The sequence below is a fragment of the Microbacterium schleiferi genome (assembly GCF_015565955.1).
GTDB lineage: Bacteria > Actinomycetota > Actinomycetes > Actinomycetales > Microbacteriaceae > Microbacterium > Microbacterium schleiferi_A.
Genome location: NZ_CP064760.1, coordinates 1,683,010 through 1,709,746 on the forward strand (window position 1 = coordinate 1,683,010; position 26,737 = coordinate 1,709,746).

General features: G+C 69.0%; 26 protein-coding genes and 3 pseudogenes. 21 read left to right on the forward strand and 8 right to left on the reverse strand.

Annotated elements, in window-relative coordinates; translation table 11 throughout:
* Positions 1-49: 49 nt before the first annotated feature.
* Positions 50-319 carry a nuclease-related domain-containing protein gene (locus IT882_RS08005; RefSeq protein WP_195691473.1) on the reverse strand — a complete coding sequence of 90 codons (270 nt, stop codon included), beginning with the start codon at positions 317-319 and terminating at the stop codon, positions 50-52.
* Between the two features lie 144 nt (positions 320-463).
* Here IT882_RS08005 and IT882_RS08010 point away from each other — a divergent pair, with 144 nt between their 5' ends.
* The 10 genes from IT882_RS08010 to IT882_RS08050 all read left to right on the forward strand — a co-directional run bounded on the left by IT882_RS08010 (position 464) and on the right by IT882_RS08050 (position 7,561).
* Positions 464-1,444, forward strand: a complete 981-nt coding sequence (locus IT882_RS08010) for a helix-turn-helix transcriptional regulator (RefSeq protein WP_195691474.1) — start codon at positions 464-466, stop codon at positions 1,442-1,444.
* Positions 1,445-1,605: 161 nt separating this feature from the next.
* Complete coding sequence (locus IT882_RS08015; RefSeq protein ID WP_229381992.1) at positions 1,606-2,541, forward strand: bifunctional DNA primase/polymerase; 936 nt, start codon at positions 1,606-1,608, stop codon at positions 2,539-2,541.
* Positions 2,541-3,179, forward strand: a complete 639-nt coding sequence (locus IT882_RS08020; protein ID WP_418887787.1) for a DUF2637 domain-containing protein — start codon at positions 2,541-2,543, stop codon at positions 3,177-3,179. The genes IT882_RS08015 and IT882_RS08020 overlap by 1 nt, the downstream gene beginning before the upstream one ends.
* The gene (locus IT882_RS08025; protein ID WP_195691475.1) at positions 3,176-3,616 is read left to right on the forward strand and encodes a hypothetical protein; all 441 of its coding nucleotides are present in this window, start codon (positions 3,176-3,178) and stop codon (positions 3,614-3,616) included. Before IT882_RS08020 ends, IT882_RS08025 begins: the two co-directional genes overlap by 4 nt.
* A complete protein-coding gene (locus IT882_RS08030; protein WP_195691476.1) occupies positions 3,617-4,453 on the forward strand; it encodes a hypothetical protein in 837 nt (278 codons plus the stop codon). It abuts the gene before it with no gap.
* 4 nt (positions 4,454-4,457) lie between these two features.
* Positions 4,458-5,438 (forward strand): ParB N-terminal domain-containing protein, encoded by a 981-nt coding sequence (locus IT882_RS08035; RefSeq protein ID WP_195691477.1) that lies wholly within the window; start codon positions 4,458-4,460, stop codon positions 5,436-5,438.
* On the forward strand, positions 5,438-6,112 hold the full coding sequence (locus IT882_RS08040; RefSeq protein WP_195691478.1) for a hypothetical protein: 675 nt from the start codon (positions 5,438-5,440) through the stop codon (positions 6,110-6,112). The genes IT882_RS08035 and IT882_RS08040 overlap by 1 nt, the downstream gene beginning before the upstream one ends.
* Before the next feature lie 12 nt (positions 6,113-6,124).
* A complete protein-coding gene (locus IT882_RS17355) occupies positions 6,125-6,397 on the forward strand; it encodes a hypothetical protein (protein WP_418887738.1) in 273 nt (90 codons plus the stop codon).
* Entirely contained in the window at positions 6,367-7,293 is a 927-nt protein-coding gene (locus tag IT882_RS08045; RefSeq protein WP_418887739.1) for a M23 family metallopeptidase, read from the forward strand. Before IT882_RS17355 ends, IT882_RS08045 begins: the two co-directional genes overlap by 31 nt.
* A gap of 1 nt (position 7,294) precedes the next feature.
* A complete protein-coding gene (locus IT882_RS08050) occupies positions 7,295-7,561 on the forward strand; it encodes a DUF6112 family protein (RefSeq protein ID WP_195691479.1) in 267 nt (88 codons plus the stop codon).
* A 38-nt stretch (positions 7,562-7,599) separates the two neighbouring features.
* Here the strand turns inward: IT882_RS08050 and IT882_RS08055 are convergent, their stop codons facing one another.
* Both IT882_RS08055 and IT882_RS08060 read right to left on the reverse strand, forming a co-directional pair.
* A complete protein-coding gene (locus IT882_RS08055) occupies positions 7,600-8,004 on the reverse strand; it encodes a hypothetical protein (protein WP_195691480.1) in 405 nt (134 codons plus the stop codon).
* Positions 8,005-8,047: 43 nt separating this feature from the next.
* Positions 8,048-8,230 (reverse strand): hypothetical protein, encoded by a 183-nt coding sequence (locus IT882_RS08060; protein WP_195691481.1) that lies wholly within the window; start codon positions 8,228-8,230, stop codon positions 8,048-8,050.
* 96 nt (positions 8,231-8,326) lie between these two features.
* Between IT882_RS08060 and IT882_RS08065 the strand changes: the two are divergent.
* The 7 genes and pseudogenes from IT882_RS08065 (at position 8,327) to IT882_RS08095 (ending at position 15,798) form a co-directional block, all read left to right on the forward strand.
* Positions 8,327-8,595 (forward strand): annotated as a pseudogene (locus IT882_RS08065) (DUF6112 family protein).
* A gap of 30 nt (positions 8,596-8,625) precedes the next feature.
* Complete coding sequence (locus IT882_RS08070) at positions 8,626-9,978, forward strand: conjugal transfer protein TrbL (RefSeq protein WP_195691482.1); 1,353 nt, start codon at positions 8,626-8,628, stop codon at positions 9,976-9,978.
* Positions 9,975-11,446 (forward strand): annotated as a pseudogene (locus IT882_RS08075) (SCO6880 family protein). The gene IT882_RS08070 and the pseudogene IT882_RS08075 overlap by 4 nt, the downstream one beginning before the upstream one ends.
* Positions 11,447-11,479: 33 nt before the next feature.
* A complete protein-coding gene (locus IT882_RS08080) occupies positions 11,480-11,917 on the forward strand; it encodes a hypothetical protein (RefSeq protein ID WP_195691483.1) in 438 nt (145 codons plus the stop codon).
* On the forward strand, positions 11,914-13,398 hold the full coding sequence (locus IT882_RS08085; RefSeq protein WP_195691484.1) for an ATP-binding protein: 1,485 nt from the start codon (positions 11,914-11,916) through the stop codon (positions 13,396-13,398). The genes IT882_RS08080 and IT882_RS08085 overlap by 4 nt, the downstream gene beginning before the upstream one ends.
* A gap of 1 nt (position 13,399) precedes the next feature.
* Positions 13,400-13,990 (forward strand): hypothetical protein, encoded by a 591-nt coding sequence (locus IT882_RS08090; protein ID WP_229381994.1) that lies wholly within the window; start codon positions 13,400-13,402, stop codon positions 13,988-13,990.
* A complete protein-coding gene (locus IT882_RS08095) occupies positions 13,987-15,798 on the forward strand; it encodes a type IV secretory system conjugative DNA transfer family protein (protein ID WP_102209669.1) in 1,812 nt (603 codons plus the stop codon). The genes IT882_RS08090 and IT882_RS08095 overlap by 4 nt, the downstream gene beginning before the upstream one ends.
* Before the next feature lie 11 nt (positions 15,799-15,809).
* Here the strand turns inward: IT882_RS08095 and IT882_RS08100 are convergent, their stop codons facing one another.
* From IT882_RS08100 to cmtR, 4 genes and pseudogenes are all read right to left on the reverse strand, one after another.
* Positions 15,810-16,160 carry a hypothetical protein gene (locus IT882_RS08100; protein ID WP_195691485.1) on the reverse strand — a complete coding sequence of 117 codons (351 nt, stop codon included), beginning with the start codon at positions 16,158-16,160 and terminating at the stop codon, positions 15,810-15,812.
* A gap of 122 nt (positions 16,161-16,282) precedes the next feature.
* Positions 16,283-16,882 carry a signal peptidase II gene (locus IT882_RS08105; protein ID WP_229381995.1) on the reverse strand — a complete coding sequence of 200 codons (600 nt, stop codon included), beginning with the start codon at positions 16,880-16,882 and terminating at the stop codon, positions 16,283-16,285.
* Positions 16,879-18,833: pseudogene (locus tag IT882_RS08110) on the reverse strand (heavy metal translocating P-type ATPase). The gene IT882_RS08105 and the pseudogene IT882_RS08110 overlap by 4 nt, the downstream one beginning before the upstream one ends.
* Positions 18,776-19,135: a Cd(II)/Pb(II)-sensing metalloregulatory transcriptional regulator CmtR gene (gene cmtR / locus IT882_RS08115; protein ID WP_045246602.1), complete on the reverse strand. Its 360-nt coding sequence runs from the start codon at positions 19,133-19,135 to the stop codon at positions 18,776-18,778. Before cmtR ends, IT882_RS08110 begins: the two are co-directional and overlap by 58 nt.
* Before the next feature lie 271 nt (positions 19,136-19,406).
* On the opposite strand from cmtR, the gene IT882_RS08120 reads away from it, so the two are divergent.
* The 4 genes from IT882_RS08120 (at position 19,407) to IT882_RS08135 (ending at position 26,140) form a co-directional block, all read left to right on the forward strand.
* A complete protein-coding gene (locus IT882_RS08120) occupies positions 19,407-19,847 on the forward strand; it encodes a single-stranded DNA-binding protein (protein WP_048809344.1) in 441 nt (146 codons plus the stop codon).
* Positions 19,848-19,856: 9 nt separating this feature from the next.
* Positions 19,857-20,471 (forward strand): hypothetical protein, encoded by a 615-nt coding sequence (locus tag IT882_RS08125; RefSeq protein ID WP_102209673.1) that lies wholly within the window; start codon positions 19,857-19,859, stop codon positions 20,469-20,471.
* Positions 20,472-20,609: 138 nt separating this feature from the next.
* The gene (locus tag IT882_RS08130; protein WP_045246583.1) at positions 20,610-21,134 is read left to right on the forward strand and encodes a hypothetical protein; all 525 of its coding nucleotides are present in this window, start codon (positions 20,610-20,612) and stop codon (positions 21,132-21,134) included.
* 71 nt (positions 21,135-21,205) lie between these two features.
* On the forward strand, positions 21,206-26,140 hold the full coding sequence (locus IT882_RS08135; protein ID WP_195691486.1) for a helicase-related protein: 4,935 nt from the start codon (positions 21,206-21,208) through the stop codon (positions 26,138-26,140).
* A 1-nt stretch (position 26,141) separates the two neighbouring features.
* Here the strand turns inward: IT882_RS08135 and IT882_RS08140 are convergent, their stop codons facing one another.
* The gene (locus IT882_RS08140; protein WP_229381996.1) at positions 26,142-26,603 is read right to left on the reverse strand and encodes a hypothetical protein; all 462 of its coding nucleotides are present in this window, start codon (positions 26,601-26,603) and stop codon (positions 26,142-26,144) included.
* Positions 26,604-26,737 lie beyond the last annotated feature (134 nt).

Genomic DNA, 26,737 nt, shown 5'->3' on the forward strand with positions numbered 1-26,737 from the left:
CCTCTCCGACCAGACGAACAGAACCCTAAGCAAGCTCTATTCTTCCTGATCAGAGGGGCATTTCTACGTCACGACGCTCGCTCAACGCCCCGTCCATCGGTGGATCGAGGTTTAGCTCTACGACGATCAGGCCTCCGCGGGTGAGGATGAGGACGTCGACCTCGTTGAGTCGACCGTCGTTGTCGGTGAAGGTCACATTCGCCCAGGCGCGGGCGATGCCGTCATCAGGGAGCAGGTTACGGACAGCGGCGAGCGCCTCGGCTTCCTGCGCCTGCGCAGGATCGCCCATCACCCGCCACAGCGGTGAGTCCGCTCGCATATTCTCCCACCTTCATGTCCACAGCCCTTCTAACTTACCGACGGCCCACGACAAGCCCGGGCGCGTCGGTCGCGGCACGCGTCGAGCATCTTGCTCAGATCGGAAGGAATCGCCCGCGTCACCCCGAACAGGTGACAATGGAATATGGAGCGCGAGCCGAGCGCAGGCCACGGCTCCAGCGGCAGATTCCGCTACGGGCCGATCGCCGTCGAGACCAGGGAGTTCCGACGGCCGGTTCCCCCTGTGGCTTTCGACTGCGCGAAGCTGCTGCTCATCCGCGAGGGATCGACGATCCTGACGACCGGGAACGAGACCCGGATCGCCAGCGAGGGCGACCTCGTGTTCCTGCGCACGGCGGTGCTGTGCGGTGGTACGCCGGAGCAGTCGGTGACCATCTCGACCGTCTACATCGACACCGACTACCTCTTCGAGCTGTGGTTCTGGCTCACGGCTCCGACCGGACACAGCCGAGAGGCGATGCGGGCCTATGCGCTCGGGCCCGACTTCCTGCCGCCGCTCAGCTATGTGCGCCCGACGCCGGGTGTCGGCCGTCACCTCGAGCTGATCTTCGACGATCTGGCCGCCAGCCTCGCGAGCGGGCCGGACGGCTTTTACCACGCGCAGGCGCTCGTCTCCGAGCTGCTCCACATCGTCGCACCGCTCGTCGGAGCGCGACCGCCGCGCACCGTCACTCCCCCGGCGTCCTCGCCCGTGGCCGCGCCGCCGAGGCAACGGGAGTTCGTTACGCCGCTGCGCGCGGAAGCGATCGCCGCGCAACGAGCGCTGCACGCCGACATGGCGAGGCGCTGGTCAATCGGCGACCTTGCAGAAGAGGTGCACCTGTCGCGCCGACAGCTCACACGGGTGTTCTCGACGGCGTTCGGCCTGACGCCGATGGTCTACCTGTCGATGGTGCGCTCGCGCGAGATGGCACGGCTTCTGAGCGGCGCGAACATGACCGTCGCCACTGCCGCGTCGCAGGTCGGTTGGCGCAGCCGCAGTCACGCCATTGCGGCGTTCCGGCGCAGCATCGGAGTCACCCCCGACCAGTACCGAAGCGCGCAGGGCGTTCGGGATGCAGACATCCCCGACCTGGATTGGGACGCAATCGAGCGCACCGCCTGAGTCACCGCCTGCTGCCGTGCTAGACCCGATCGCATCCAGCGTCAGGCGCATCCGCTCCTGACGGCAGTGACCCCAAGGCCCTCGACCGTCTCCCGGCAACCCTGGCGCACCTGATCGACAAGAGCCCACCGGCTCCCGACCAGGCGACAGGAGGTGCCGAGATGACGATGCCGGAGGCGTCGCGCGCCAAACGCGACGACGTGGATGTCGCTGGCGTGCTCGCCTCGGTCGCCGGGGTCTCCCGCGCCGTCGCCGCACTCCGGTATGCCGAAGCGGGCATCCCGGTCTTTCCCTGCGTCACGGGCGGCAAGCGACCGCTCACCAAGCGGGGATTCCATGAGGCGAGCACCGAGCCGCGACAGGTCGCCCGCTGGTGGGCGCGGTGGCCGCACGCCAACATCGGAATGCCGACCGGCCACGCCTCGGGGCTGGAGGTCGTGGATGTCGATGTACATGGCGCGATCCGCGGCTTCGCGGCGTTCGAGCTGGCCCGGCGCGAAGGACTGACGGATCGCTGGGCCGCGTTCGTCCGCACGCCGTCGGGCGGTGTTCACGCCTACTACCCCGCCGATCCCGAACTGGCGCAGCCGTCCTGGCAGGTGGCGCGCGCTGGCATCGACTTCCGCGGCGCGGGCGGCTACGTCATCGTGCCGCCCTCGATCATCCCCACGGACGCCGGGCGGTGCGCGTATGCCCTCATCGGCTCCGGGCGCGGCAACGCCGTGCCCGTCGACGCTCGCGTCCTGCGGCAGTTCCTCGATCCGCGGCCTGCGCGCCTCATGCCTGTCATCCCCGCCGAGCGCACGGACGGCATCGACGTGGAGCGGATCGCGCGATGGGTCGGGATGCGCGGCGAAGGCGAGCGCAACCGCGGACTGTTCTGGGCGTCGTGTCGGCTCATCGAGGCGGGCATCCCACCTGATCGAGTTCGTGCCGCGCTGGGGCCGGCCGCTGAGCGCGCGGGCTTGCCCGCGCCGGAGATCGAGACGACGATCCGCTCTGCGCACCGCATAGCGACGGGCGCACCTTCCGTGCCCACCGCTTATCCCGTATCCGGCCACTCATCGCTGCCTTCATCTGGTCAGGTGCTCTCGTGATCCCCGGAACCGTGCAACGGTCGCGCGGGCGGCTGGCCGTGTGGACGGCCGTGGCCGGGACCGTGTTCATCGCCGCGGCCGCATTCTGGCTGTCGTTCACGGCGCTCGCCGACCTCGCGCGACGTTCCGGCGTCGACGAGAGCCAAGCATGGGCCTGGCCGCTCATCGTGGACGGCATCATCGTCGTCGCCACGGTGTCCGTCGTCGCGCTCGCGGGGCAGCGCGCCGCCTGGTATCCGTGGCTGCTGCTCATGGCCGGTGCCGCGGTCTCGGTCGCCGCCAACGCGATCCACGCCGTGGTCGCCGCCGATGCCGACGTTCCCTCCGCGCTCGCAGGAGCGGTCGCCGCCGTCCCGCCGCTCGTGCTGCTGGCAATCACGCACTTGACGGTGGTGCTCACCCGAAGGTTCCGTACGGAGCCCTCGCCGCAGACCGCTGAGGTGGTCTCCGGCGTGATCGAGTACCTCGCGCCGGAAGCGCCTGCGCACCTTGCTCCTAGAGAACTCGCTCTGCGGATGAAAGAGGACGGCATGACGAACAAGGCCATCGCTCGTGCGACCGGCGTGCATCCGTCCACGGTCGGCCGCTGGCTGTCGACGCCCTCGCTCGCCGCCGCGCCTGAAGGAGGCGCGCTGTGAGCGGTGAGACGTCGGAAGCGGAGCGTGCACGCGAGGCTGCGGAGGCTCGGCATGTCGCCGAGCAGCGCCGCGACGAGGCGGAGGAGGTGTCAGAGCTGGCGCGCCACGGCGACCCGTCCCGCACGGCACCCGCATCGGCTGCGGCCATGTCGCTGGAAGATCGGCTGCGGGCCGAGTACGACCGGAGCCAGGTGGTGTGGGTGCGGCCGACCGAGCTGCTCCCGTCCGCTTCGGCGCGGATGATCGGGCGCGGCATCGACCTTCGCAGCGAGTTGGCGCGGCGCGCTGAACTGCGTCGGCAGACGTCGCCGCAGGCGACTCCGGCGACCCGACCGGGCATCCGTGCGCGTGCGCAGGGCCTCGCGCCCCTCTCCGCGTTCGGGCAGTCGCCCGCGCACCAGTCCTCCGTCAGCCGCGACCCGCTCCGACGCCTGTGAGTGCATCATGTCTGCCCCGACCGTTCCCGCGTCGTTCCGCACCCGGAAGGGCTGCGCGCGCTCCTGGAGCGCCTGCACGACGACGGGAACGGCGCGTGGCGGCGCGACGCGGATGTCGCCGCACTCATGGAGTACACGGCGGGTCGGTACGCGAGCCTCGCGCGAAAGCACGGCCTCGACCCGTGGGAGGCGGCAAGCGCCGCGTTCGACGCGATGCGCACCCCTGCCGTGCGCACCGCCGAAGATCCCTGGGCGGTCATCACCCGTGCCGTACAGGTCACGCTGATCGCCGAGGAACGGGGCAACGGCCTGCTGTGCTCGACGCATCAGGCGCGCAGGCCGCAGTACAGCGGCTTCCACGACCCGGAGCGGTTCAGCGACCGAGAGAACCCGCTCACCAACTACCACGAGGCGTTGCAAGTCGCGCCCGCGGGTGAGGCCGAGGACGAGCGGGATGAGAAAGCAACCGGCGTCGTCCGCGCGGTCGAGGACACGATCAAGCTGCTGACCCTGCTCGACTGGCCGGAGCAGACGGCACGCGCGGCTATCGAACACATCTGCACCCGGCTCGGTGAAGCGCCATCGCGGGCGAGTGCTGCGGAGTCGCTGCGGCGAGACCGACACGCTCGAGCCGTGCTCGATCTGTCGTCGACGAGCTGGAACGCGCTGCTCCGCGCGATCCTCGGCAACCCCGATCCCGACCAGGCGCACACCGCCGTCGGCCGCGGCGTGTTCTTCCGCCTTCTCGTCGGCGAGCCACTGCGCGCACTGCTCACCGATGACGACCTCGTACTGCTGTTGGGACTGAACGCTCCGACTCTGGCGGGAGCGAGGTGAGCACATGGCGGCGGGCACGGGGCACATCGAACTGGAACGCACCATCGACTCCATCGTCATCGGCAGCCGTCATCGCACGGAGCTGGGCGACATCGACGCGCTCGCGGCGTCCATCGAGCGTGACGGCCTGCTCCAACCCCCGACTGTGACACCGGACGGGGTACTCGTCTGCGGCGCTCGCCGTCTCGCAGCGCTGCGCCAGCTTGGGCACAAGAAGGTCAACGTGTTCGTGCGCTCCGGAATCAGCGACCGCCTCCAGCGACTCATGGCTGAGCAAGCCGACAACGTGCTGCACAAGCCATTCACGCAGACCGAGGCCGCGGCGCTGTACCGCGAGCTGAAGGCACTCATGTCCGAGGATGCCTCCCGTCGCCAAGCAGCGACGCAGTTCGGCGCAGGCGGGAGAATCGCCGGAACGAGCGGTGGTGCCGTGACGGCACCACCGCTGATCGGCGCTCCAGGCAAGTCCCGCGCGCAGGCGGCGCTCATGGTTACCGGCCGCAAGTCGTACACGAGCCTGGAACAGATCAGTGACCTCCAGCGGATCGTCAACGATCCCCGGCAGCCGGAGGACGTGCGCGACTTCGCCCGCTCCGAGCTGGAGGCCATCGACCGCGGCGCGTCGATCACCACGGCGCACGCCCGCACGATCGCCATGCTCGCGATCCCGCAGGAGGAGCCTGAGCCGCCCGACGAGTTGGAGTTGCTCGCGCAAGAGGCGCTGGAACGCGCGAAGCAAGGGCGCAAGCGAGGACCGGCACCCGCGCCAGCGTCGACCGCGGTGCCCGTTCGCTACCCGGTGCGGGCGTTCACGCTCACCTGGAACGACCTCGATCAGTGGTGGTCGCACTACGACCCCGCCGAGGTCGGCACCGCACTGAGCGACGACCAGTGGCAGCACTTCGAGACGATCCTCGACGCCACCGTCCGCTTCTTCGACGCGGCCCGCGCCGCTCGCCAACGTCTCGCCAAGGAGAGTGCCTGATGCCGCAGACCCGCTTCCCCCGTCGCCTCATGATCGTCCTGATCGTCGGCGCCGCCGTCCTCGCCGTGCTCGTCGGCGTCGGGCTCTACGGGCTGCTGCTCGCGCCCCGCTCCGAGCCCTCACCGAGCGGAAGCGTCGCGGGCGATCCTCCCGACGCGTCCACCAGCACCCCCTCGCCGTCGTCGAGCACGCCGCCGGTCATCCGCGAGTCCGACGATCCCGAGACCTTCGCGCGGGCATTCGCCGCCGCGCTCTTCACCTGGGACACCGCGACCGAGTTCGGGCCGGCCGACTACGCGCAGGTCATCGTGGACGTGGGCGACCCCTCCGGCAACGAGACCGCTGGGCTCGCCTCCGACGTGCGCACCTACCTCCCGACCACCGACGCCTGGGCGCAACTCCGCACGATGCAGACCCGCCAATGGCTCGACATCAACGACGTGTTCGTGCCGGACGAATGGGCGACGGCGCTGGAGCAGGCATCCGAGGGGCAGATCCTTCCGGGCACCGTCGCCTACACGATCACCGGCGTCCGGCAGCGCGAGGGCATCCACGGCACGGAGCCGGTGACCAGCTCGCACAATGTCGCGTTCACCGTGTTCATCACCTGCGAGCCGACCTTCGACACCTGCCGAGCGCTGCGCCTCTCCGAGCTGGACAACCCGCTGCGCTGATCGGGCACCGGCATGAAGAAACTCGTCATCGCAGCCGCTGCACTCGTCGCCATGCTGCCGATGAGCCTGCTCGGGGTCGGTCTGCTCATGTCGCCCGCAGCCTTCGCCGCGTGTCTGTCGTCGACTTCCCTCGTCGTCGGGCCGATCCCCGAGTCGCTCACCGCGACCACCCGCTCAGGCGCGACCGTGACGCTCGACCGACAGCAGCTCACGCGCGCGGCAACGATCATCACCGTGGGGCGAAGACCGACGGCGTGGGGCGTGCAGGCGTCCTCGTCGCGCTGATGGCGGCGCTCACCGAATCGCGGCTGCGGATGCTCGCCAATCCGAGCGCAGTCCCCGAGTCGACTGACTTCCCCAACGACGGCACGGGCAACGACCACGACTCGCTCGGGCTGTTCCAGATGCGGCCCAGCGCAGGCTGGGGCACCGTCGCCGAGCTGATGGATGCCGGGTATCAGGCGCGGGCGTTCTACGGCGGGGCGACCGGGCCGAACTACCCATCGCCGCGCGGACTGCTCGACATCCCCGGCTGGCAGAGCCTCGACCCCGGCGAAGCCGCGCAAGCGGTCGAGGTCTCCGCCTACCCCGACCGCTACCAGAACTACCAGCCGGTCGCCGAGGCGATCGTCACGGCGCTCACCCGGCGGGCCGAGACGACGCCGGGCGGCACGCCGCTCGGCGATGTGCCCGAGACGACCTCGCTCGTGTTCCCGCTGCCGAACGGGACGTGGGTGAACACGAGCGATTACGGGTGGCGCACCGACCCCTTCACCGGCGGGCGCGACTTCCACTCCGGTACCGATTGGGCCGCAGCCGACGGCACGCCGATCCTCGCCCTCGCCGACGGCGTGGTCAGCTTCGCCGGGCCGTCTGGTGGCTACGGCAATCTCATCGTGATCGAGCACACCATCGGCGGCGAGCGCATCGCCTCCGCCTACGCCCACATGTGGGATGACGGCGTGCTCGTCAGCGTCGGGGATCGTGTCGTCGCGGGCCAGCACATCGGCAATGTTGGCTCGAATGGGAAGTCCACCGGAGCCCACCTGCACTTCGAGATCCGTCTCGGCGGCACGAACAGCTCGGCCGTCGACGCGGAGCCGTGGCTTGCCGCGCGCGGCGTGCAGAACCTCGATGCCGCGGGCACCGCGGCACTCTGCTCAGCGGAAGGAGCTGCGTGACATGGATGTGTTCCCCGACTTCGGAGCCGTCGGCGGTCAAGCCGAGCTGCGCGCCATCGTCGGCGCGCTGCTGACCATCGTGCTCATCTTCGCCGTACTCATGCTCGTCATCTGCGCCGCAGTCTGGGCGATCTCCTCGGCGAACGGCAACATCTCGTCCGCCGTCCGCGCGCGCACCGGATTCCTCGTCTCCATCGGAGCCGCCGCCCTCGCCGGCCTCGGCGTCACCTGGGTGAACTTCCTGCTCGGCATTGGCGCAAGCATCTGAGCTGACCGCTCGATGACGAGAATCAATGCTTGCCAGATCTATTCAAGTTCTGCTTCAAGCGCGCCAAGCTCAGCAAGAATCTCCTCGATGAGAGAGATCCTCTCGCGCATCACTCCTAACTCCGATCCGAGCGCAGCCTTGCGCGGTTCATCCCCATAGCTTTCGGCGACCGAGAGCCAATGCTCGTGCGTCGGGAGGTCGCCCCGGAGCTTTCGCAGCTCCATGCGCAACTCGACAGTCTGCATCCGGCGACGATCAAGTTCCGCTTTTAGAAGTTTCTGCTCGGCCACGTCTGCCCGCTTCTCTGCTGCATCGGCTCGCCGATCAGCGCGGACAGCTACGAATATCGCAACAATCACTGTCGCGATCGTCGCAAGCGCGGCGACAGCTTCTACACCAACGCCTATCCAATCGGAAGCACTGTCCGGGGCCATGAGGATCATCCTTGCAAGGGTACTGAGGCGCGTCGCATCGAGCTGAGCTAGTTCAACTGCGCTTACGGGGCTTCGAGGGGCGCTCCAACGGCGAGCCGTAGCCGACGACGTGCCACCAGCCGCAGTAGTGGCAATAGACGGCGTCAGCGCCCTTCGCTACGCGCGCGGCGATCGCCGCCGCCTCGAGTTGCGTCTCGACAGGCGGGCGCTTCGTCGGACAACGCACTCCTCGCATACGCGAGACCGTACCCCTGGCCTCCGACATCGTCGGGACGACGTGCGCACCTGACAGGCGAGACCCACCTTCTCGTCCGCCCTCAAGGAGCACACAGTGATCGACATCGACCCCAATACCGACGGGTTGCCCGGCATCGAGCAGCTCCGCGTCATCGTCGGCGCAGCTATGACAGTGGGGCTCATCCTCGCCGTTCTCGCGCTCATCATCTCGGCCGTCGTCTGGGGTACGGGGCGAACAGTTCGAACCCGCACCTCGCCAGCCGGGGCAAGGTCGGCGTGCTCGTCTCCTGCGGTGCAGCGATCATCTGCGGCGCGTCGGTGACGCTCGTGAACTTCTTCTGGAACGTCGGCCAGTCGGTGTAGCTCCGCGAGCGCGACAGAGAGAGGGAGCCGATGAGCGTCTGCGACGTGCCGGTCATCGCATCCGTGTGCGACTTCGTGGGCGAGGGAACCGCCTCGCTCATCGCCGCGCCGTTCGACTGGCTCGCACAAGCGATGGGCCAGGCCGCGGCCTGGCTGTTCGAGGCCGTGTGGGCGGTGTTCGATACGACGACGCTCGTCGACGTGACGGGAAGCCAGTACGTCGCGGTCTACAACGTGCTGTTCGGGGTGGCGATCTTCGTCATGCTCGTCTTCTTCTGCCTCCAGCTCATCACCGGCCTCGTGCATCGAGATCCGATGGCGCTGTCGCGCGCTGGCATCGGTCTCGCCAAATCGGTGCTCGGCTCGTTCGTCGCCATCACCCTCACCGCGACGCTGCTGGAGGTCACCGATCAGCTCGCCATCGGCATCGTGCAGGCGACGGGCAACACAATGGAGGGCATCGGCGACCGCATGGCGCTGCTCGCCGCGGGGCTGACGACGATCAACATCGCCTCGCCCGGCGTCGGTGCGATCATCACGATCTTCCTTGCCGGGCTCGGCATCGCGGGTGCGGGCATCGTGTGGTTCACGCTGCTCATCCGTAAGGCGCTGCTGCTGGTCGCCATTGTCTTCGCGCCCATCGCACTCGCTGGGTTCACCTGGGATGCTGCGAAGGGTTGGTTCGGACGCTGGGCGGCGTTTGTCGTGGCGCTCATCTTCTCGAAGCTCGTCATCGTCGTCGTGTTCCTCGTCGCCATTGGGCAGATCAGCGCGCCCATCGACCTCGACCTCGCCTCGATCAGTGACCCGATCTCGGGCGTCGTGCTGATGTTCATCGCCGCGTTCGCGCCGTACCTGACGTACAAGTTCATCTCCTTCGTGGGCTTCGATATGTACCACGCGATGTCAAGCGAGCAGGAGGCGAAGTCGGCGCTCAACCGACCTATCCCGCTGCCGGTCAAGGCCCAGCCGAACGCCGCGAAGCCCGTGCTCGACGGGCAGGGCGGCTCCGGTGGTGGAACTCCGCCCGCGCCGAGCACCGCTCCCTCTGCGAGCGGCGCGGCGGGCGGCGGTGCTGGAGCCGCGAGCGCAGGAGGCGGTGCGGCCGCATCCGGCGGCGGAGCTGCTGCTTCGGGAGGCGCGGCAGGAGCCGGAGCTGCGGCGGCCGGGCCAGCGGCAGCGGCGGTCGTCGGCGCGCAACTGGTCAAGGCCGCCGCGACCGCGGGGCCGAAGGCTGGTACCGCGGTCGGCGGCGCGGCGATGGGGCAGGCCGACGCCGCCGAGCCCGTCGCGGCAGGCAGCCCGACGCCGCGCGCGCCGGTCTCGGTGCCACCGGCGCCGCAGCCGCGCTCGAACGCTCCCGTCACGCCGCGGAAGGGATAGAACATGGCGACCCAGCACCCACCGGCCCCCGGCCAGCAGCTCTCCCCGTGCAGTTCTCCCGGCTCGCACACCGCGGCGTCCTGCTCGGACTGTCGATCTCGCAGTTGATCGTGCTGGGCATTGGCGTGGTCACCGTCGTCGCCACGATCTACACGGGCGGGGGCGTGGGGCTGGTCTGGACATCCCCGATCTGGCTCACCTGCTTGCTGCTCGCGGTGGTTCCCGTAGGCGGGCGCAAGCTCGTGGACTGGCTGCCCATCGTGTCGCGCTGGATGTGGCGGAGCACCGCAGGGCAGTTGATCTTCCGCCACCGCGTCATCAAGCCCCGTCCCGTCGGCACGCTCGCGCTCCCCGGCGACGCGACGGCGCTGCGCGAGTGGGTCGATCCCGAGACGGGGCGGCGATGGTGCATGACCCACACGCGCAGACCCTGACCGCGGTGCTGGGAGTGACGCATCCGGCGTTCGTCCTGCTCGATCCGGGCGAGCAGGAGCGACGGGTCAACGGGTGGGGACGGGTCCTCGCCACCGCGTGCCGCTCGGGCCGGATCGCCCGGCTCCAGATCTCCGAACGCACGCTCCCCGACTCCGGAACAGGGCTCGCCGAATGGTGGGCCAGGCACGGCACCGACGACGGCTCCTGGCCCGCGACCACCTACCGGGAGCTGATCGAGCGCGCTGGGCCGACCGGCGAGCGTCACGCGACGACGATCTCGATTGCGCTCGATATGAACGCCTCGGGACGGCAGATCCGCTCCTCGGGCGGCGGCATCCGCGGGGCGGCCGCCGTGCTCCGCCAGGAGATGACCACGCTCGTCACGGCGCTGCGCGCTGCGGACCTCACGACGACCGGCTGGCTCGCACCCGGCGAGGTCGCCGTCATCCTCCGCTCCGCCTACGACCCGGCTGCCGCGCCCGCGCTGGAACGGCACGCCGACATCGGGCGCGCCCTCGCCACTGCGGGGCCGGTCGCGGTGACCGAGAGCTGGGATCGCGTGCGCACCGACTCCGCGCACCACACCGTGCTCTGGCTCTCCGAGTGGCCGCGCTCGCAGGTGTTCCCCGGGTTCCTCGCCCCGGTGCTGCTGACCTCGGGTGTGCAGCGCACGTTCTCACTCATATGCACGCCGGTTCGCGCCGACACCGCGGCCCGAGACCTGCGGAAGAAGAAGGTCGGCCTGCTCTCCGACGCGACCCAACGTGCGAAGATCGGGCAGGTCGAGGACGCCTCGCGCACGGCTGAGTACCAGGACGTGCTCCAGCAGGAGTCCGACCTCACCGCGGGGCACGGCGTGCTCCGCTACACCGGCCTCATCTCCGTCTCCGCGCCCACGGTCGATGAGCTGGATGCCGCCGTCGCCGCCATCGAGCAAGCCGCGGTCCAAGCGTCCTGCGAAACGCGCAGACTCGTCGGCCAGCAGGCCACCGCGTTCGCCGTCGCCGCGATCCCGCTCTGTCGGGACGTGTGACGCACCCAGCCCTCGACCCCGGAAGGAGTAGCCATGCCAACCTTCAGCAGCCCCGTGCAGGACGCCACGGAGACCCGCCAGGCGGTGCGGGCGCTCGCACATGCGAGCCGGGCCTTCACCGACCCCGAGGACACCTATCAGGTGGTCGGCGAGCTACTAGGGACACTGCGCTCCCTGGAGCAAGTGCTGGAGCAGGTCGCGGCGGCGCATGTCCTGCACCAAGACAAGGCGTTCCTCGACAACGGCGACCACGAGGCCGGGGTTGACGAGGCTTGGGCCGCCGCCAACGCACTGCGCAGGGCCGCAGAACTCGTCCGGTCAGCCGAGACCGCCGTCGATCAGGCGTCGCAGCATTCGAGCTACATCGCCTGGCACCCGGCACCTGTCGCCAATCGACCTGAGTTGGACCCGTTCTCCCGCGACCCGTTCGAGGCACTCCCGGTCAGCTCCCGGCGAGGACTATCACTATGAGCCCCGGCGACCGCGAGCGCCTGCACACCGCGGTCCTGCTCGACCCGGCAGGCGAGCGCCGCGCCGCGCGGAAGGCGCGACGGCGAGCGGCGAACAAGATCGAGACCGCCGACCGCAAGGCGCAGCAGGATCTGGCGCGCGCGGCGTGGGAGGCCGAACGCGAGGCGCGGCGGGCGACGACCTACCTGCCACCGTTCGGCGAGACGAGGCCCGCGGCACTCCGCACGCCGGGCCGATTCCGGCTGCCGCGTCACCAGGACACGAGCGCGACGCTGGCCGGAGCGTATCCGTTCCTCGCTGAGGGCGGACTGGGCTCTGCCGGGGTGTTCGTCGGCCAGGATCTCTACAGCGGGGCGTCGTTCGTCTACGACCCCTGGGTGCTCTACGCGCAGGGCCTCATCACCGCACCGAACATCGTCCTCGCAGGGATCGTCGGCTCCGGCAAGTCCTCGCTCGCCAAGAGCCTCTACACGCGCTCCATCCCATTCGGTCGGCGGGTGTATGTCCCCGGCGATCCGAAAGGCGAGCACACGGCTGTCGCTGAAGCAGTCGGCGGACGGGCGATCGTGCTGGGGCACGGGATGTCTACGCGGCTGAATCCGCTCGATGAAGGGCATCGGCCTTCGGGCCTCAGCGATGCCGAGTGGCAGAGCCAGGTCACCTCCCGGCGACGCGACCTCATCGGCGCACTCGCCGAGACCGTCCTCGACCGCGGCCTCACCCCGCTGGAGCACACCGCCGTCGACTTCGCGCTCGCCGATGCGGTGCGCTCGGCCGAGGTGCCGATCCTTCCGATGGTGGTCGACCGCATCCTCGCCCCGCAGGCCAAGGACGACGACGACAGGCTCGCCGAGGACGGCCGACTCGTCGGACACGCGCTGCGGAGGCTCGTGGCCGGTGACCTGGCGGGGCTGTTCGACGGCCCGAGCACCGTGCGCTTCGACCCGTCACTGCCGATGGTGTCGCTCGACCTGTCGCGGGTGGCGGAGAACTCGACGCTCATCTCCGTGCTCATGACCTGTTCCTCGGCGTGGATGGAGTCGGCACTGCTAGACCCGGCGGGCGGCCCGAGGTGGGTCGTGTACGACGAGGCGTGGCGGCTCATGTCGCATCCGGCACTGCTGCGCCGGATGGACGCACAGTGGCGGCTCGCGCGGCACTTCGGCATCGCCAACCTGCTCATCTTCCACAAGCTCAGCGACCTCGACAACGTAGGCGACCAAGGCTCGGCGATGCGCGCACTCGCCTCGTCCCTGCTCGCCAACGCCGAGACACGGGTGATCTACCGGCAGGAGAGCGATCAGCTCGGAGCTACTGCGCAGGCCCTCGGACTCACCGGAACGGAGCAGGGATTGCTACCCGGTCTCGGCACCGGACAGGGGCTCTGGAGGATCAAGAACCGCTCGTTCGTCGTCCAACACCAGCTCCACCCTGCCGAACTTGCGATGTACGAGACAGGTCAGAAGGCCAGAGGAGCGTGAAATGTCCATCACCCTTTCGCGGCGACGCCGCGCTCGCTCAGAGAGCGCCGAGCAGGAGGACTCAGCCAACGTGCCGCCCGTGCTGCCGGTCGTGACGATGACCGTGCAGGCGGACGCGACGCTGCGCGTCGTGGTCGACGGGAAGCTGTTCGGTCCGCCGACGTTCGCTCCGCCGTGGCAGCGGCACTCGTTCGCGCAGATCATCAGCGAAGTGATCGAGCAGCGCCGCTCCCCAGTCCGCGTCGTGGTGCACGAACTCGATGGCACCGTCTACACGGATATCGTGACCGCTCCACTGCACCCCGTGTCCCTCGACCAGTCCCCGCCCGCAGGACCGCGGGCCTCGGTCGAGGATGGCGACTCCGCGCGGGATGCGACGGAGCCTTCGCACCCGCGCGCACTCCAGAATGGCGAGGGCTTCGTACCAGGCGAGGATGTGGCCGTAGCGGTCATCGTCCGGCACGCCGCGGCAAGCGGCGACGGAGCGGCAAGGGCTCAGATCGAGCCGGGTCTGCTCGATCTGAGCCCCACGCACGAGGTCATCCTGCTCGGCCGCGTCTCGGGCACCTGCGTCATCGGACACCCGGCATGACCAGTTCGTCACCGCGAGCCAGGGCGTTCGGCGACGAGCTGACGAACCTCGCCCTCGGCGCGCTCATCGGTGCGATGCTGCTGGCCGGTGCGCTGCGCTTGGCCGGGAGCATCGCTGCGTTCGTCACAGTTGCGCCCCAGCCTGCGGCAGGTCTCGAAGCGGGAGTCGGCGTGGTCTTCCACCCCGATGACCCCGGCTCGGCACTCGGCTCCGCGTCACTCAGCCCGGTCGCCTACTGGATCACCGTCGCACTCCTGCTCACTGCCGTCGGAACGGCGACGTGGTTCATCTGGCGATGGGTGCGCGAGCTGGGCAAGCGGACCAAGGCCGACCCGAACCGGATCGAGGGAATCGCCGAGGGGCGCGATGTGCAGCGGGCCGCATCCGAACGCGACCTCCTGCGTCGAGCGAAGACCCTGCGCCCCTCGCTCACCGACCCGAAACCCGAGCAGGTCGGCTACCTCCTCGGCACTTCGCGCGGCAAGCGCGTGTGGACATCCGTGGAGGACTCGATCCTGCTGATCGGCCCGCCGAGATCCGGCAAGGGCGCGAACATCGTCATCAACACCATCCTCGACGCGCCCGGTGCGGTCATCACGACCTCGACCCGGCCAGACAACCTCACGGCGACGCTCCGCGCCCGCCAGTCGCACGGCGGCCCAGTCTCCGTGTTCGATCCCCAGCACCTCGCCGAGGGCGTGCCCGCGGGTCTGCGGTGGTCACCGATCCGCGGGTGCGAGGTGCCCCTGACCGCGATGATCCGCGGCACAGGTCTCGCCGCGGGAACCGGGCTCTCCGGCCCCTCTGTCGAGAACGGCGGATTCTGGGAAGGCAAGACGCGCACGGCGCTACAGGCGCTTCTGCACGCCGCGGCGCTCGATCACCGGCAACCCGCCGAGCTATTCCGCTGGACGCTCGACCCTGCGGCTGCGGCGGATGCCGTCTCCATTCTCGCGTCGCACCCCCACGCCGCGACCGGATGGGCCGAGTCGCTCGACGGGATGCTGCAATCCGACCCTCGCACCCGCGACTCCATTTGGCAGGGCGTCTCGCTCTCCCTCGCCTCGCTCGCCGACCCACGGGTGCTGGAGGCGGTCAGCCCCAGCGAGGACGAGCAGTTCGACCCCGAGGCGTTCCTGCGCGGGTCCGGCACGCTTTACCTGCTGGCGACAGGAGCCGGAGCGGGGGCGTCCTCGTCGCTCGTCGCGGCGTTCATCGAAGACCTCGTAGAGACGGCTCGGCGCATCGCCGCGCGCTCGCCGGGCGCGCGGCTCGATCCGCCTGTGCTGCTCGCGCTCGACGAGATCGGGAACCTCGCGCCTCTGCCTTCGCTTCCGGTCCTCATGGCGGAGGGCGGCGGCACCGGGCTCACGGTGATGCCCGTGTTCCAGTCGCTCGCCCAGGCGCGAGGTCGTTGGGGCGACGACGCCGCGACCGCGATGTGGGATGCGAGCATCACCAAGATCGTCCTCGGCGGCGGGACGGACACACGGCACCTCCAGGACATCTCCACACTGATCGGCGAACGCGACGAGACGACTGACTCCGTGACCATCGGGGAGCGCGGCTTGCGCTCGAACCAACGCTCGATCCGCCGCGTCCCGATCATGAAGGTCGAAGACATCCGCACCCTGCCCCAGGGCACCTCGCTCGTGTTGCTGCGCTCCGCGCCGCCGATCATCACGACCATGCGTTACTGGCTCCATCGGCCGGAAGCCGAGACGCTGCTCGCCCAGCGCGCCGAGGTCGAGGCGATCATGCGGCCGGGCACCGCAGGGATAGGTGAGGCAACAGTCACCGACGACTGACTGTGAGGAGGCTAGATCGGCCAGTTTTTGTGCAGCTGCGAGCCGATACCAAGCGAACTCAGGTCCGCGGTAACGGCAAGCCACAAGTCATTGAAGATCTGGTCGGCGTCGCCCGTCCAGTCGTTTGGAATCGGGGTCGGCGAATCGACGGTATACGAGACGACGTATCCCGGAGCCGAGTAGTCGTCCCAAGTCAGCGAGACGTTGAGCCTCGCGTTCTCCAGTTTCACGTCGTCATCACCGTCGCCGAATCTGTCGGCGACGTACTCATAGTCGTATGAGAACTGGTAGGAGTCATCCTGCTTCATCGAACGCAGGTACTCGTCTTCATCCTCGAACTCTTCGCCGGTCGAGTTGTTCACGAACGACACTGGACGACCTACCTCTCGCGTTTGTAGGGACCGCTCAGAAATGTCCATCTTCGCAGCGGCAGGACGCGGAAGTGACAGGCGGAATGTCCTCGAAAGCCGCCGCGAGCATGCTTCTAGATGTCTTTCGGAGTCGATCTGTGCTCGTCGGGCTGATGACTCGACCTTCTGCCCTTCGACTGCGAGACGTAGAGGAGTATGCCGAGGGCGACGCCGACACCGAGGATGACGTCGGCAAGGTTGCCGATGAACAGGTTGCCGTAGGCGAGGAAGTCGGTGACGTGGCCGCGACCGAATCCGGGTGGGGCGAGCAGGCGGTCCAGGAGGTTGCCGACCGCGCCGCCCCATAGCAGGCCAATCGCGACCGCCCACCCGGCGGTGCGGGCGCGCGTGGCGGCGATGAGCAGAGCCACGGATGCCGCGGCCGCGATGATGGTGAGCAGCCAGGTTGAGCCGGATCCGAGGGACATGACGGTGCCGGGGTTGAACGCGAGCTGCAAGCCGAGCCAGTCTCCGAGGAGTGGGATGCGGGCTTGTTCGCTGAGCCGTGAAAGGGCGAGTGCTTTGGTTCCCTGGTCGATCAGCACCGCCCCGGCAGCGACGGCGCACGCGATCAGGAATAGACGTGGTCGGACGCGCGAGCCAATAGGGCCGGCGGAATTCATTTTCACGGCATCCGCCCTTCCCTGCGCGAGGCCATGAACGAGACCGGTCATGCCTTCGTGCGCCGCGCCGCGCGGAGCCCGTTGAGGATCACAATGACCTCCGCGACTTCGTGCACCAGCACCACGGCGGCGAGGCCCAGAATGCCGGTGATCGCCAGCGGCAGCAGGATTGCGATGATCGCGATGGACAGCACAACGTTCTGGTTGATGATGCTGCGGCCGCGACGGGCGTGAGCGAGAGCCTGCGGGATGAGACGCAGGTCGTGGCCGGTGAACGCGACGTCGGCGGACTCGATCGCAGCATCCGCGCCCTTGGCCCCCATCGCGATCCCCAGGTCCGCGGCCGCGAGAGCGGGGGCGTCGTTGATGCCGTCCCCGATCATCGCGGTGGGCTGCGACTTCGACATTTCCGCGACAGCGGCGGCCTTGTCCTCGGGACGCAGTTCGGCGCGCACGTCGCTGATGCCGGCCTGTACGGCGAGGGCCGCGGCGGTGCGGGCATTGTCGCCGGTGAGCATCGTCACCCCGATCCCGCGCCGGTTCAGCGTGGCGATGACCTCAGGAACCTCAGGACGCAGCTCGTCCCGCACCCCGATCGCGCCGACTGGCTGGTCGTTGCGGTGGATGATGACAACGGTCATCCCCTCGGACTCCATCGCCTGCACTTCGTCGGCCAGCGTGCCAGCGTCTAGCCAACGTGGACTCCCTACGGCGAGACGAGCTCCGTCGAGGGTGCCGACAATGCCGTGGCCGGCGGTCTCGCGGACGTCTGTAGCGGCCGGAGCGCCGGGAACCGCGTTGGTGATCGCTGCGGCGAGGGGATGCGTGCTGTGGCCTTCCAGGCTCGCTGCCCATGCCAGCACACCATCCTGGGTCGCGCCGGTGGTGACGACATGGGTAACAGTGGGCTTGTTGCGGGTCAGAGTGCCGGTCTTGTCGACGGCGAGGTGGCGGATGCCACCGAATCGCTCGAACGCGGCACCGGACTTCACAACCACACCGAACTTTGACGCGGCGCCGATGGCAGATACGACGGTGACCGGGACAGCGATCGCCAGAGCACACGGCGACGCTGCGACCAGCACGACCAGAGCACGGGTGATCCACACCCCGGGGTCGCCGCTCAGCAGCGACCCGAGCACGCCGACCAGCACGGCGAGGATCATCACGCCGGGAACGAGGGGCGGGCGATGCGGTCGGCCAGGCGGGCGCGGTCGCCCTTCTCGGCCTGCGCCTGCTCGACCAGTTCCACAATCGTGGTGAGCGAGTTGTCGGTGCCAGCGGCGGTGGCCTCGACCTCGAGGACGCCGGTGGTGTTGATCGACCCGGCCGACACGTCAATGCCGGGCTCGACCTCGACCGGGATCGACTCGCCTGTGATCGCGGACGTGTCCAGGCTGCTCCGCCCGGCACGCACGATGCCGTCTGTCGCGATCCGTTCGCCCGGCCGGACAACGAGCACATCGCCGACACGCAGCTCCTTCGCCTCCACCTCCGTGGTGGCGTCGCCGCCCTTGACGAGTGCGGTGTCGGGCACGAGCTTCAACAGTGCCCGCAGCCCTGCGCGGGCGCGGTCCATGGCCTTGTCTTCCAGCGCCTCCGCGATGGAGTACAAGAACGCGAGTGCGGCGGCCTCCTCGACGTAGCCGAGGATCACCGCCCCGGTGGCGCTGATCGTCATGAGCAGGCCGATACCGAGCTTGCCCTTGGTGAACAGTTTGCGCAGCGCGCCCGGCACGAACGTGTACGCGCCCAGCAGCAGACCGATCCAGAACAACACCAGACCCGCGGTCTCCGCGCCGGTCCACTCGCACACCAGACCGGCGGCGAACGCGACGCCGGAGGCGATCGGGATCAGAACGCTCGGGCTCCGATACCACGGCCGGTGATCGTCATCATCGTCGTCGAGGTCGACGTGTTCGGCTTGCGAGCCCGTGACCGCGCTCACGCCCGAACCTCCCCCGCCACGCAGCCCTCGACCCCGCAGTCCGGGTCCATGCATGGCACGCTCTCGTCGACCGCGAGCGTCACATCAACCAGCGCCGTCAGCGCGCGCGCGAGGTGCGGGTCTGCGACCTCGTACCGGGTCTGCCGGCCCTCGGGCTCAGCCACCACGATCCCGCACCCGCGCAGACACGTCAGATGGTTCGACACGTTCGAGCGGGACAGCCCCAAATCACGAGACAGCACCGCCGGATAACTCGGGCCGGTCAAGAGGGTCAGGAGGATCCGAGAGCGGGTCGGGTCGGCCATAGCTCGGCCGAGCCGGTTCATCACATCGAGTCGATCGGCAATAGTCAGCACATGCTGACTATACATCAGTGGCTGTACTCGGTCTCGCGCTTGCACCTTCGCTCTTCGACCCGCGATCCTCCCGGAAGATGTCCCGGATAGACATCTCGTGGACATTTCCTCCACGAAATGGACATTTCCGAAGAGTCCCTACAGCGTTCTCTGCCCAGGCGACGCTCGCCTCTCAGCCATGTCATCACAGTAGCCCGGGGCGCGGACGGTCGAGCTTGCGCACCTATCGGGTAGCAGTCCTCTCTCGGCAGGAGAAGTTAGGAGCATCCCGATGCGAACCAAAGAGTCCCTGTGGGGCTTCTTCGCCAGCGACCCGCAACTGTCCTTCAACGAGAAAGGAGAGGCGCGACTGTTCGCCTGGATCGGTCAGGAGCAGTTCGAGCGCAACCCGGACGGCTCGTTCACCCAGGGCGAGACGAAGTTCTACCCGTTCAAGATGTTCCGGAAGACCGCGGAGCACGCCTACGAGAAGTTCGCGCGCGGCGACACCTTCGTCGCCAGCGGGCACGTCCAGAAGTTCAGCTACGAGAAGAACGGCGAGACGATCAGCGGCGAGGAGTTCATCGCCACGCACATCGGCCCCGATGCCGCCCGCACGAGCTACGCCGTCGATCGCGGCCGCTCGCGCACGCAGCACGTCGAGAGCGCAGCCATCGAAGCGCCAGACCCGACCATCCCCCAGCAACCGTCACCCCGTCCGATGACGCTGTGAGGCCGCGTCATGACCACCGACGAGACGCTGTTCCCGCCCGATGACCCCGACTTCGATGTGCCTCCGCTCGAGGAACCGGAGCCCGAGCCGGTGACACCTTCGCCGAGGCCGGCCAAGGAGCCGGACGCCGAGGCGAAGGACACGCCGGAGCCGCCGCGCCCCGTCAACTGGAACATCCTGACCGCGGCCGAGGCGCAGGTGGAGTGGCTGGAGCTGAACGCCTTCGTGAACTGGCTGCGTCACGAGTTCGGCCTGAGCGTGAACGTCGTGCCGCCGTTCTGGCATCGGCACCCGGAGCTGGTGTGGCCGCTGTCGGCGCTGCGGCAGCACTACCTCAACGCCTACGACAAGAAGCAGCACGGCTCGGCACCGTTCGGCTGGTGGCGCGACTTCTGGGCGTTCGTGCCGCAGCTTCGGGACGCGGTGACCGCGTGCGGCACGAAGCTCAACACCGACCGTCCGACGCGGCAGGCGGTGTGGCCGGGCGAGGACGAGCATCCCATGCTGGTGGAGACGGTGATCCCCGACCGGGATGCCGACTTCACGCAGTTCGTCAAGGACGACGTGGCTCGCAGGCAGGCCATCGAGGACGAGTTCTACGCCCATCTCGCGGCGGAGCAGTAGGGCGCGGGCGGTGACGGCGAATGGCGCGGCAGCGATCCCGGAAGCCCTGGCCGGGGCAACTGGAGTTCGACCTGTGGGGGCTCGACGAGCCCGCCGCCGACACCGCGCTCGCCACCGCTCGCGAAACCGGGGCAGGCGATGAACAAGTACGGGCAGATGGCGCTGGAGCACTGGCAGGCGACAGCTCCGAGCCGAGTGGCGGAGCTGAGCGATCCGGCGACGTTCTTCGAGACGCTGGGCCTGGAGATGCAGGCGCAGGTGACGAACCTCGCGTCGATGCTGGCGGGCAGCGACCGGCAGGGGGAGACTTTCTTGCAGAAGGTCGCCCGGCTGACAGCGGCCCGGAGACAGGCGGAGGAGGTCGTGATGTCGCAACTGGCGTGGGTCACCGACCCGAGCCTGCCGCTGGATCAGGCACGGGAGGAATGGGAGCAGACCCGCCCCTCCGACGAGAACCTGGTCCTCTGGGCCGAGCGGATGCAGGACTGCCCGGATTCGATGCCCTCCTCCGTGGAGTTGGAGGAGATGGCGAAGACGTGGGCGCTGCCGGTCGAGTTCCTGCTGGAGCTCGTGGCGACGGAGCCCCCACGGGAGTACATGCGGGCGAACCGGGCGACGCTCGCCGAGGCGGCGACGATCCGCTTCTTCCGCGAGCTGCGGTAGCGCCTCGGTTCGTTCCCGCCTCGCAGGACGACCTTGGCCCCTCGGGCGCGAAGGCACGCTATCGGGCAAACGTGGAGGCGATCCACCTCATCCACGATCTGAACTCGACGGGTCGCCCCGCGTCTCCAGAGGGTCAGCGCGTGCTCGCCCGCTGGTCGAGCTGGGGCGCGATCCCCGAGGTCTTCGATGATCTGAAGCCCGAATGGGATGCCGAGCGCGCTGAGCTGCGCGAGCTGCTGAGCGACGACGAGTGGGATGCCGCCGCGCGCACGACGATCAACGCGCACTACACCGACCCGATGATCGCCCGGCAGGTGTGGCGGCTGCTGGACGGGCTGGGGTTCCGCGGCGGCGCGGTGCTGGAGCCCGGTTCCGGCGCGGGTACGTTCATCGGCCTCGCGCCGGCGTCGGCGCAGATGACCGGGGTGGAACTCGATCCACTGACGGCGGCGATCTGCGCCGAGCTGTACCCGCACGCGACCGTCCGCGCCGAGTCCTTCGCCGACACCCGACTGCCTGAAGGACACTTCGACGCAGCCATCGGCAACGTGCCGTTCAGCAGCGTCACTCTGCACGACCCGCTGCACAACGCGACCCGGCAGTCGATGCACAACCACTTCATCATCAAGTCGCTGCGCCTGACCCGGCCCGGCGGAATCGTCGCGGTGCTGACCTCGCACTTCACGATGGACGCGCAGAACCCCGGCGCGCGGCGGGAGATGAACGAGCTGGCCGACCTCGTGGGCGCGATCCGCCTGCCCACCGGGGCGCACCGCCGCGCCGCAGGGACGGAGGTGGTGACCGACCTGCTCGTGTTCCGGCGGCGACCGGAGGGCGAGCAGATGCGCGACGACGCCTGGGAGACGGTCGCGCAGGTGCCCATCGACGGCGTGCCGATGCGGATCAACCGCTACTTCGACGAGCACCCGGAGCAGATGCTCGGGGAGGTCGGCGTCGGCCACGGGATGTACGACGCGGCCACGCTCACCATCACGACCGATCTGGCTGACTTGGAGGCGGAACTCGCGGTCGCCGTCGACCAGATCGTGTTCTCCGCGCGCCGGGCCGGGCTGACGATGACCGAGCGCACCGCCGAGCAGCAGGCGCGCCGGGCAGCGTTCACCCCGTCGGCGCCGGAGCTATGGGACGGCAGCATCGTGGCGAGCGAGACCGGCGGCTTCCGCACCGTTGTCTCCGGCTCGCTGGAGCCGCTTGCGGTGCCGAAGTCCGCCGAGCGCGAGCTACGCGCACTGCTGCGTCTGCGCGACGGGGCATCCCGCCTGCTGACCGCGGAAGCGGCGAGCGTGGACGACACGCCTGACATCGTGCTCACCCGCACGACGCTGCGCCGCGACTACCTGAAGTACGTCGGCACCTACGGGGCGCTGAACCGCTACACGCTGCGCCCCACCGGGCGCACGAACGAGGACGGCGAGGAGACCTTCGCGCGCATCGTGCCGACACCGATCCGGCTGCTGCGCTCCGACCCGTTCGGTCCCCTGGTGCTCGCGCTGGAGCAGTTCGACGACGAGGATCAGTCCGCGTCGCCTGCCGCGATCATGAGCCACCGTGTGGTGGTGCCGCGCGCCGAGGTGCAGGGTGTCGACAGCCCGGCCGACGCCATAGCGGTCAGCCTCGACCGCACCGGCCGCATCGACATCACCCTCGTCGCCGATCTGCTCGGCATGAACGACCGCGAGGCGCGCGCGGCGCTGGGAACGCTCGTGTTCGCCGATCCGGTCACGAACCAGCTCACCCACGCGCCGGAGTATCTGTCGGGCGACGTGCGGGTCAAGCTCGAAGCGGCACGGCTCCGCGCCGAGGACGACCCGGAGTTCCAGGTCAACGTCGATGCGCTCGCTGAGGTGTTGCCCGCGCCGCTGGGCATCCAGGACATCCACGCGAAGCTCGGCGCCGTCTGGATCAGCGCCGACGTGCACGAGCAGTTCCTGCGTAGCACTCTGCGCGCGCCCGACGTTCGCGTGGAGAACCCGCTGCCAGGCATGTGGGAGATTCGCGGCGGTCGGCAGGGGCTGCCCTCCACCTCGGAATGGGGCACGCCCCGCCGCCCCGCGCCGGACATCGCACAGGCCGTCATGGAGCAGCGGACGATGCTCGTTTACGACGAGGAGAAGGACATCGACGGCAAGGTGCGTCGCGTGCTCAACCCCGTCGAGACCGCCGCAGCGCAGGAGAAGGCCGACGGCCTCCAAGAGCGGTTCAGCGAGTGGGTGTGGGAAGACCCGGCACGCGCGCAGGCGCTCGTGGACGAGTACAACCGGCGCTTCAACTCCATCGTGCTCCGTGACTACACGGATGCCGGGGCATATCTGTCGTTGCCCGGCCTGGCGTCGAACTTCGAGCCGCGCACGCACCAGCGAGCCGCTGTCGCGCGCATGGTGTCCGAGCCCGCCGCGGGCCTGTTCCACGAGGTCGGCGCGGGCAAGACCGCGGAAATGATTATGGGCGCGATGGAGATGCGCCGGATGGGGCTCATCGGCAAGCCCGTCGTGGTCGTGCCGAATCACATGCTGGAGCAGTTCGGGCGCGAGTGGCTCCAGATCTACCCGCGCGCCCGCGTGCTCGCGGCGTCGAGCCTCGACCTCACGGCAGACAAGCGGCGGCTGTTCGTCGCCCGCGCTGCCGCGAACGAGTGGGACGCGATCATCCTCACGCAGGGGGCGTTCGCCAAGATCCCGCTGCGCGCCGAGACGCAGCAGGAGTACATCCGCGGGCAGGTAGACGACGTGCGGCGAGTGCTGGGCGAGGCGACCGGCGAGCAGCGGATGAGCGTCAAGCGCATCCAGCGGAAGCTCCTGGCGATGGAGAACAAGCTCAAGGATCGGCTCGACTCCGACCGCGACCGCGGCGTCTGCTTCGAGGACACCGGCATTGATTACGTCATCGTCGACGAGATGCATATGTACAAGAATCTCGCCACCGAGTCGAACATCAGGGACGCGGCCATCGAGGGCTCGGATCGCGCGAGCGACCTGCACATGAAGCTCGAATACCTCCGCTCCGCGGGGCGCGAGCGGGTCGTGACCGCCGCGACCGCGACGCCCATCTCGAACTCGATCACCGAAACCTATGTCATGCAGCGATACCTGCGGCCCGACGTGCTGGAGTCGGCGGGTGTCGGCGCGTTCGATGCGTGGGCGGCAACGTTCGGCGAGCTGGTCACGCAGATGGAGATCTCGCCGACCGGCAGTACCTTCCGAATGAAGACCCGCTTCGCCCGGTTCCAGAACGGGCAGGAGCTGCTCCGGATGTGGTCGGTGTTCGCCGACGTGAAGACCGCTGAAGACCTCGACCTGCCCGTGCCCGCGCTCGTGCAGCGCGACGACGGCAGCCGCGCGCCCTCCACCGTGCCGGTGCAGCCGACCGTCGAGCTGGAACAGTACGTCGCATCCCTCGCCGAGCGCGCCGAGAAGGTCGCCACCCGCCAGGTGCGGCCCGACGAAGACAACATGCTCCTGATCGCCACCGACGGACGCAAGGCCGCGCTCGACATCCGCATGGTCATCTCCCGCGACCCGTCCGGGCCGAGCAAGGTCGACGTCGCCGCCGACGCGATCCACCGCATCTGGGAGCGCACCCGCGACAACGAGTACCTCGACACGGTGACCGGGCAACCCTCCACGGTGCGCGGGTCGCTCCAGCTCGTGTTCTCCGATATCGGCACCCCGAACCAGGACAGGTGGAACGCCTACGACGAGCTGCGGCAGCAGCTCGTGCAGCGCGGCATCCCCGCCGAGCAGGTCAGATACATGCACGAGGCGAAGACCGACGTGGAGAAGGCCCGCCTGTTCGCCGCAGCCCGTGCCGGCCACGTCGCCGTGCTCCTCGGATCGACGGAGAAGATGGGTGTCGGCACGAACGTCCAGGCCCGCGCCATCGCGCTGCACCATCTGGACTGCCCGTGGCGGCCCTCCGACATCGCGCAGCGCGACGGTCGCATCATGCGGCAGGGCAACCAGAACGAGGAAGTGGCGATCGTCCGCTACGTCACCGAGCGTTCCTTCGACTCCTACATGTGGCAGACCGTCGAGCGGAAGGCCGCGTCGTTCGCGCAGCTCCTGCGCGGCAAGATCAACGCCCGAGAGATCGAGGAGATCGACACCTCCGCGTTGTCCGCAGCAGAGGCCAAGGCAATCGCCTCCGGCAATCCGCTCCTGCTGGAGCACTCCGTCATCCTCAACGAGGTGAACCGGCTCCGCCGCCTCCAGCGCGCGCACGAGCGCAACGAGGACATGCTCGTCCACACCGGAAACCGCGCCCGGTCAGCCGCCGAGCGCGCCGCCGCGGACATTCGCGGGCTGGAAGCCGCTGCCCCGCGGATGATCGACACGAGCGGCGACAGGTTCCGCATCACGCTCGGCGCGCGCGACTACGACTCCCGCTCCGAAGCCGCCCACGCCCTCGCCGCATGGATGAGCGACTCCGGCCTGAAGTGGCTGCCTCGGTACGGGCACAAGGACTTCGGGATCATCGGCCGCATCTCAGGCTTCGACATCCACGTCGAGGCCCGCTCCGGGCTCGCCGCTCTCGATGTGACCCTCTCCCTGCCCGAGGTGCCCCGCTCGGGATTCACGATGTCGAAGGAGTCGTTCCTGGAGGCCGGGCTCGGGCTCGTGCAGCGCATCGAGAACCGTGTCAGCGGCATCCCCTCCCTCCTCGACCAGGCCCGCGAAGACCTGGAAGAAGCCGAGCAGACCGTCACCGATACCCAGCAGCGCCTCGGCCAGCCCTTCCGCCACGCACAGACCCTCGCCGACGCCGAGGAAGACCTCGCCCGCGTCGAGTCCCAGCTCGCCGCGATGCAGGACGAACCGGCACCCGAGCCCGCCGCGCCAGAGTCCGAGCGCGTCGAGCTGACCATCGAAGCAGTGCGCGCCTACGAACCGAACCTCGGGTCGCGGGAGGGTGCGGGTCGTGAGCCCGCGACCCCGTTCGTCCCCGTGACGCCTCCGGCCGCGCCGCCGGGCAACGCCCAGCGGCTGTAGCTCAGCGGCACTCCGGGCCGAGCCCGTCGACGATCGTGGCCGGGTCGGCGATGATCTGCTCGCAGCGCAGGCAGCGCGCGCCGCGAAAGATCACCTCCGGTTCGCCGTGGATGCCGTGTTCGGGTTCGACCTCGTAGAGGTCCGCGTGTGCGGCGAACAGGCGCGGGTGGTTCTTGGCGATGGCGGCGTGGAATTGCGCGGGCGTGGTCGGCGGGTTGAGCTGACGCTCGACGAACAGGTCGATCACCGTCGAATAGGCATCGCGGGTGAGCCGCGCGGCGAGGAACAGATCGGGGTTCGCCGCCGAGATGCCGACGCTAGCAAGATCGTCCAGCCCGTAGTCGTCCACATCCTCGGTGACCAGGAAGCGTGCGCCCGCGGCCGCAGCATCGGCAAGGATCTGCCGATCCGCGCCCTTCGTGCCTCCGAAATGTTCCGCACCCGTGCCGGTCGGCCCGAGCAAGACGTCGAATCGCTCCCGGACACTCGACGGCGGCAACGCCCTCGGGCGCATGTGCACCTGGGCCTCCCGCTCGGCAGCCCGGCTCCAGAAGGCGCGGAAGCCGCTCGGCACCCCGCCGACGACCAGCAGAGTCC

Coding starts and splice junctions, on each gene's coding strand:
- IT882_RS08005 (WP_195691473.1), bottom strand. CDS start 319: ATGCGAGCGGACTCACCGCTGTGGCGGGTGATGGGCGATCCTGCGCAG.
- IT882_RS08010 (WP_195691474.1), top strand. CDS start 464: ATGGAGCGCGAGCCGAGCGCAGGCCACGGCTCCAGCGGCAGATTCCGC.
- IT882_RS08015 (WP_229381992.1), top strand. CDS start 1,606: ATGACGATGCCGGAGGCGTCGCGCGCCAAACGCGACGACGTGGATGTC.
- IT882_RS08035 (WP_195691477.1), top strand. CDS start 4,458: ATGGCGGCGGGCACGGGGCACATCGAACTGGAACGCACCATCGACTCC.
- IT882_RS08040 (WP_195691478.1), top strand. CDS start 5,438: ATGCCGCAGACCCGCTTCCCCCGTCGCCTCATGATCGTCCTGATCGTC.
- IT882_RS17355 (WP_418887738.1), top strand. CDS start 6,125: ATGAAGAAACTCGTCATCGCAGCCGCTGCACTCGTCGCCATGCTGCCG.
- IT882_RS08050 (WP_195691479.1), top strand. CDS start 7,295: ATGGATGTGTTCCCCGACTTCGGAGCCGTCGGCGGTCAAGCCGAGCTG.
- IT882_RS08055 (WP_195691480.1), bottom strand. CDS start 8,004: ATGATCCTCATGGCCCCGGACAGTGCTTCCGATTGGATAGGCGTTGGT.
- IT882_RS08060 (WP_195691481.1), bottom strand. CDS start 8,230: ATGCGAGGAGTGCGTTGTCCGACGAAGCGCCCGCCTGTCGAGACGCAA.
- IT882_RS08070 (WP_195691482.1), top strand. CDS start 8,626: ATGAGCGTCTGCGACGTGCCGGTCATCGCATCCGTGTGCGACTTCGTG.
- IT882_RS08080 (WP_195691483.1), top strand. CDS start 11,480: ATGCCAACCTTCAGCAGCCCCGTGCAGGACGCCACGGAGACCCGCCAG.
- IT882_RS08085 (WP_195691484.1), top strand. CDS start 11,914: ATGAGCCCCGGCGACCGCGAGCGCCTGCACACCGCGGTCCTGCTCGAC.
- IT882_RS08090 (WP_229381994.1), top strand. CDS start 13,400: ATGTCCATCACCCTTTCGCGGCGACGCCGCGCTCGCTCAGAGAGCGCC.
- IT882_RS08095 (WP_102209669.1), top strand. CDS start 13,987: ATGACCAGTTCGTCACCGCGAGCCAGGGCGTTCGGCGACGAGCTGACG.
- IT882_RS08105 (WP_229381995.1), bottom strand. CDS start 16,882: ATGACCGGTCTCGTTCATGGCCTCGCGCAGGGAAGGGCGGATGCCGTG.
- IT882_RS08120 (WP_048809344.1), top strand. CDS start 19,407: ATGCGAACCAAAGAGTCCCTGTGGGGCTTCTTCGCCAGCGACCCGCAA.
- IT882_RS08125 (WP_102209673.1), top strand. CDS start 19,857: ATGACCACCGACGAGACGCTGTTCCCGCCCGATGACCCCGACTTCGAT.
- IT882_RS08130 (WP_045246583.1), top strand. CDS start 20,610: ATGAACAAGTACGGGCAGATGGCGCTGGAGCACTGGCAGGCGACAGCT.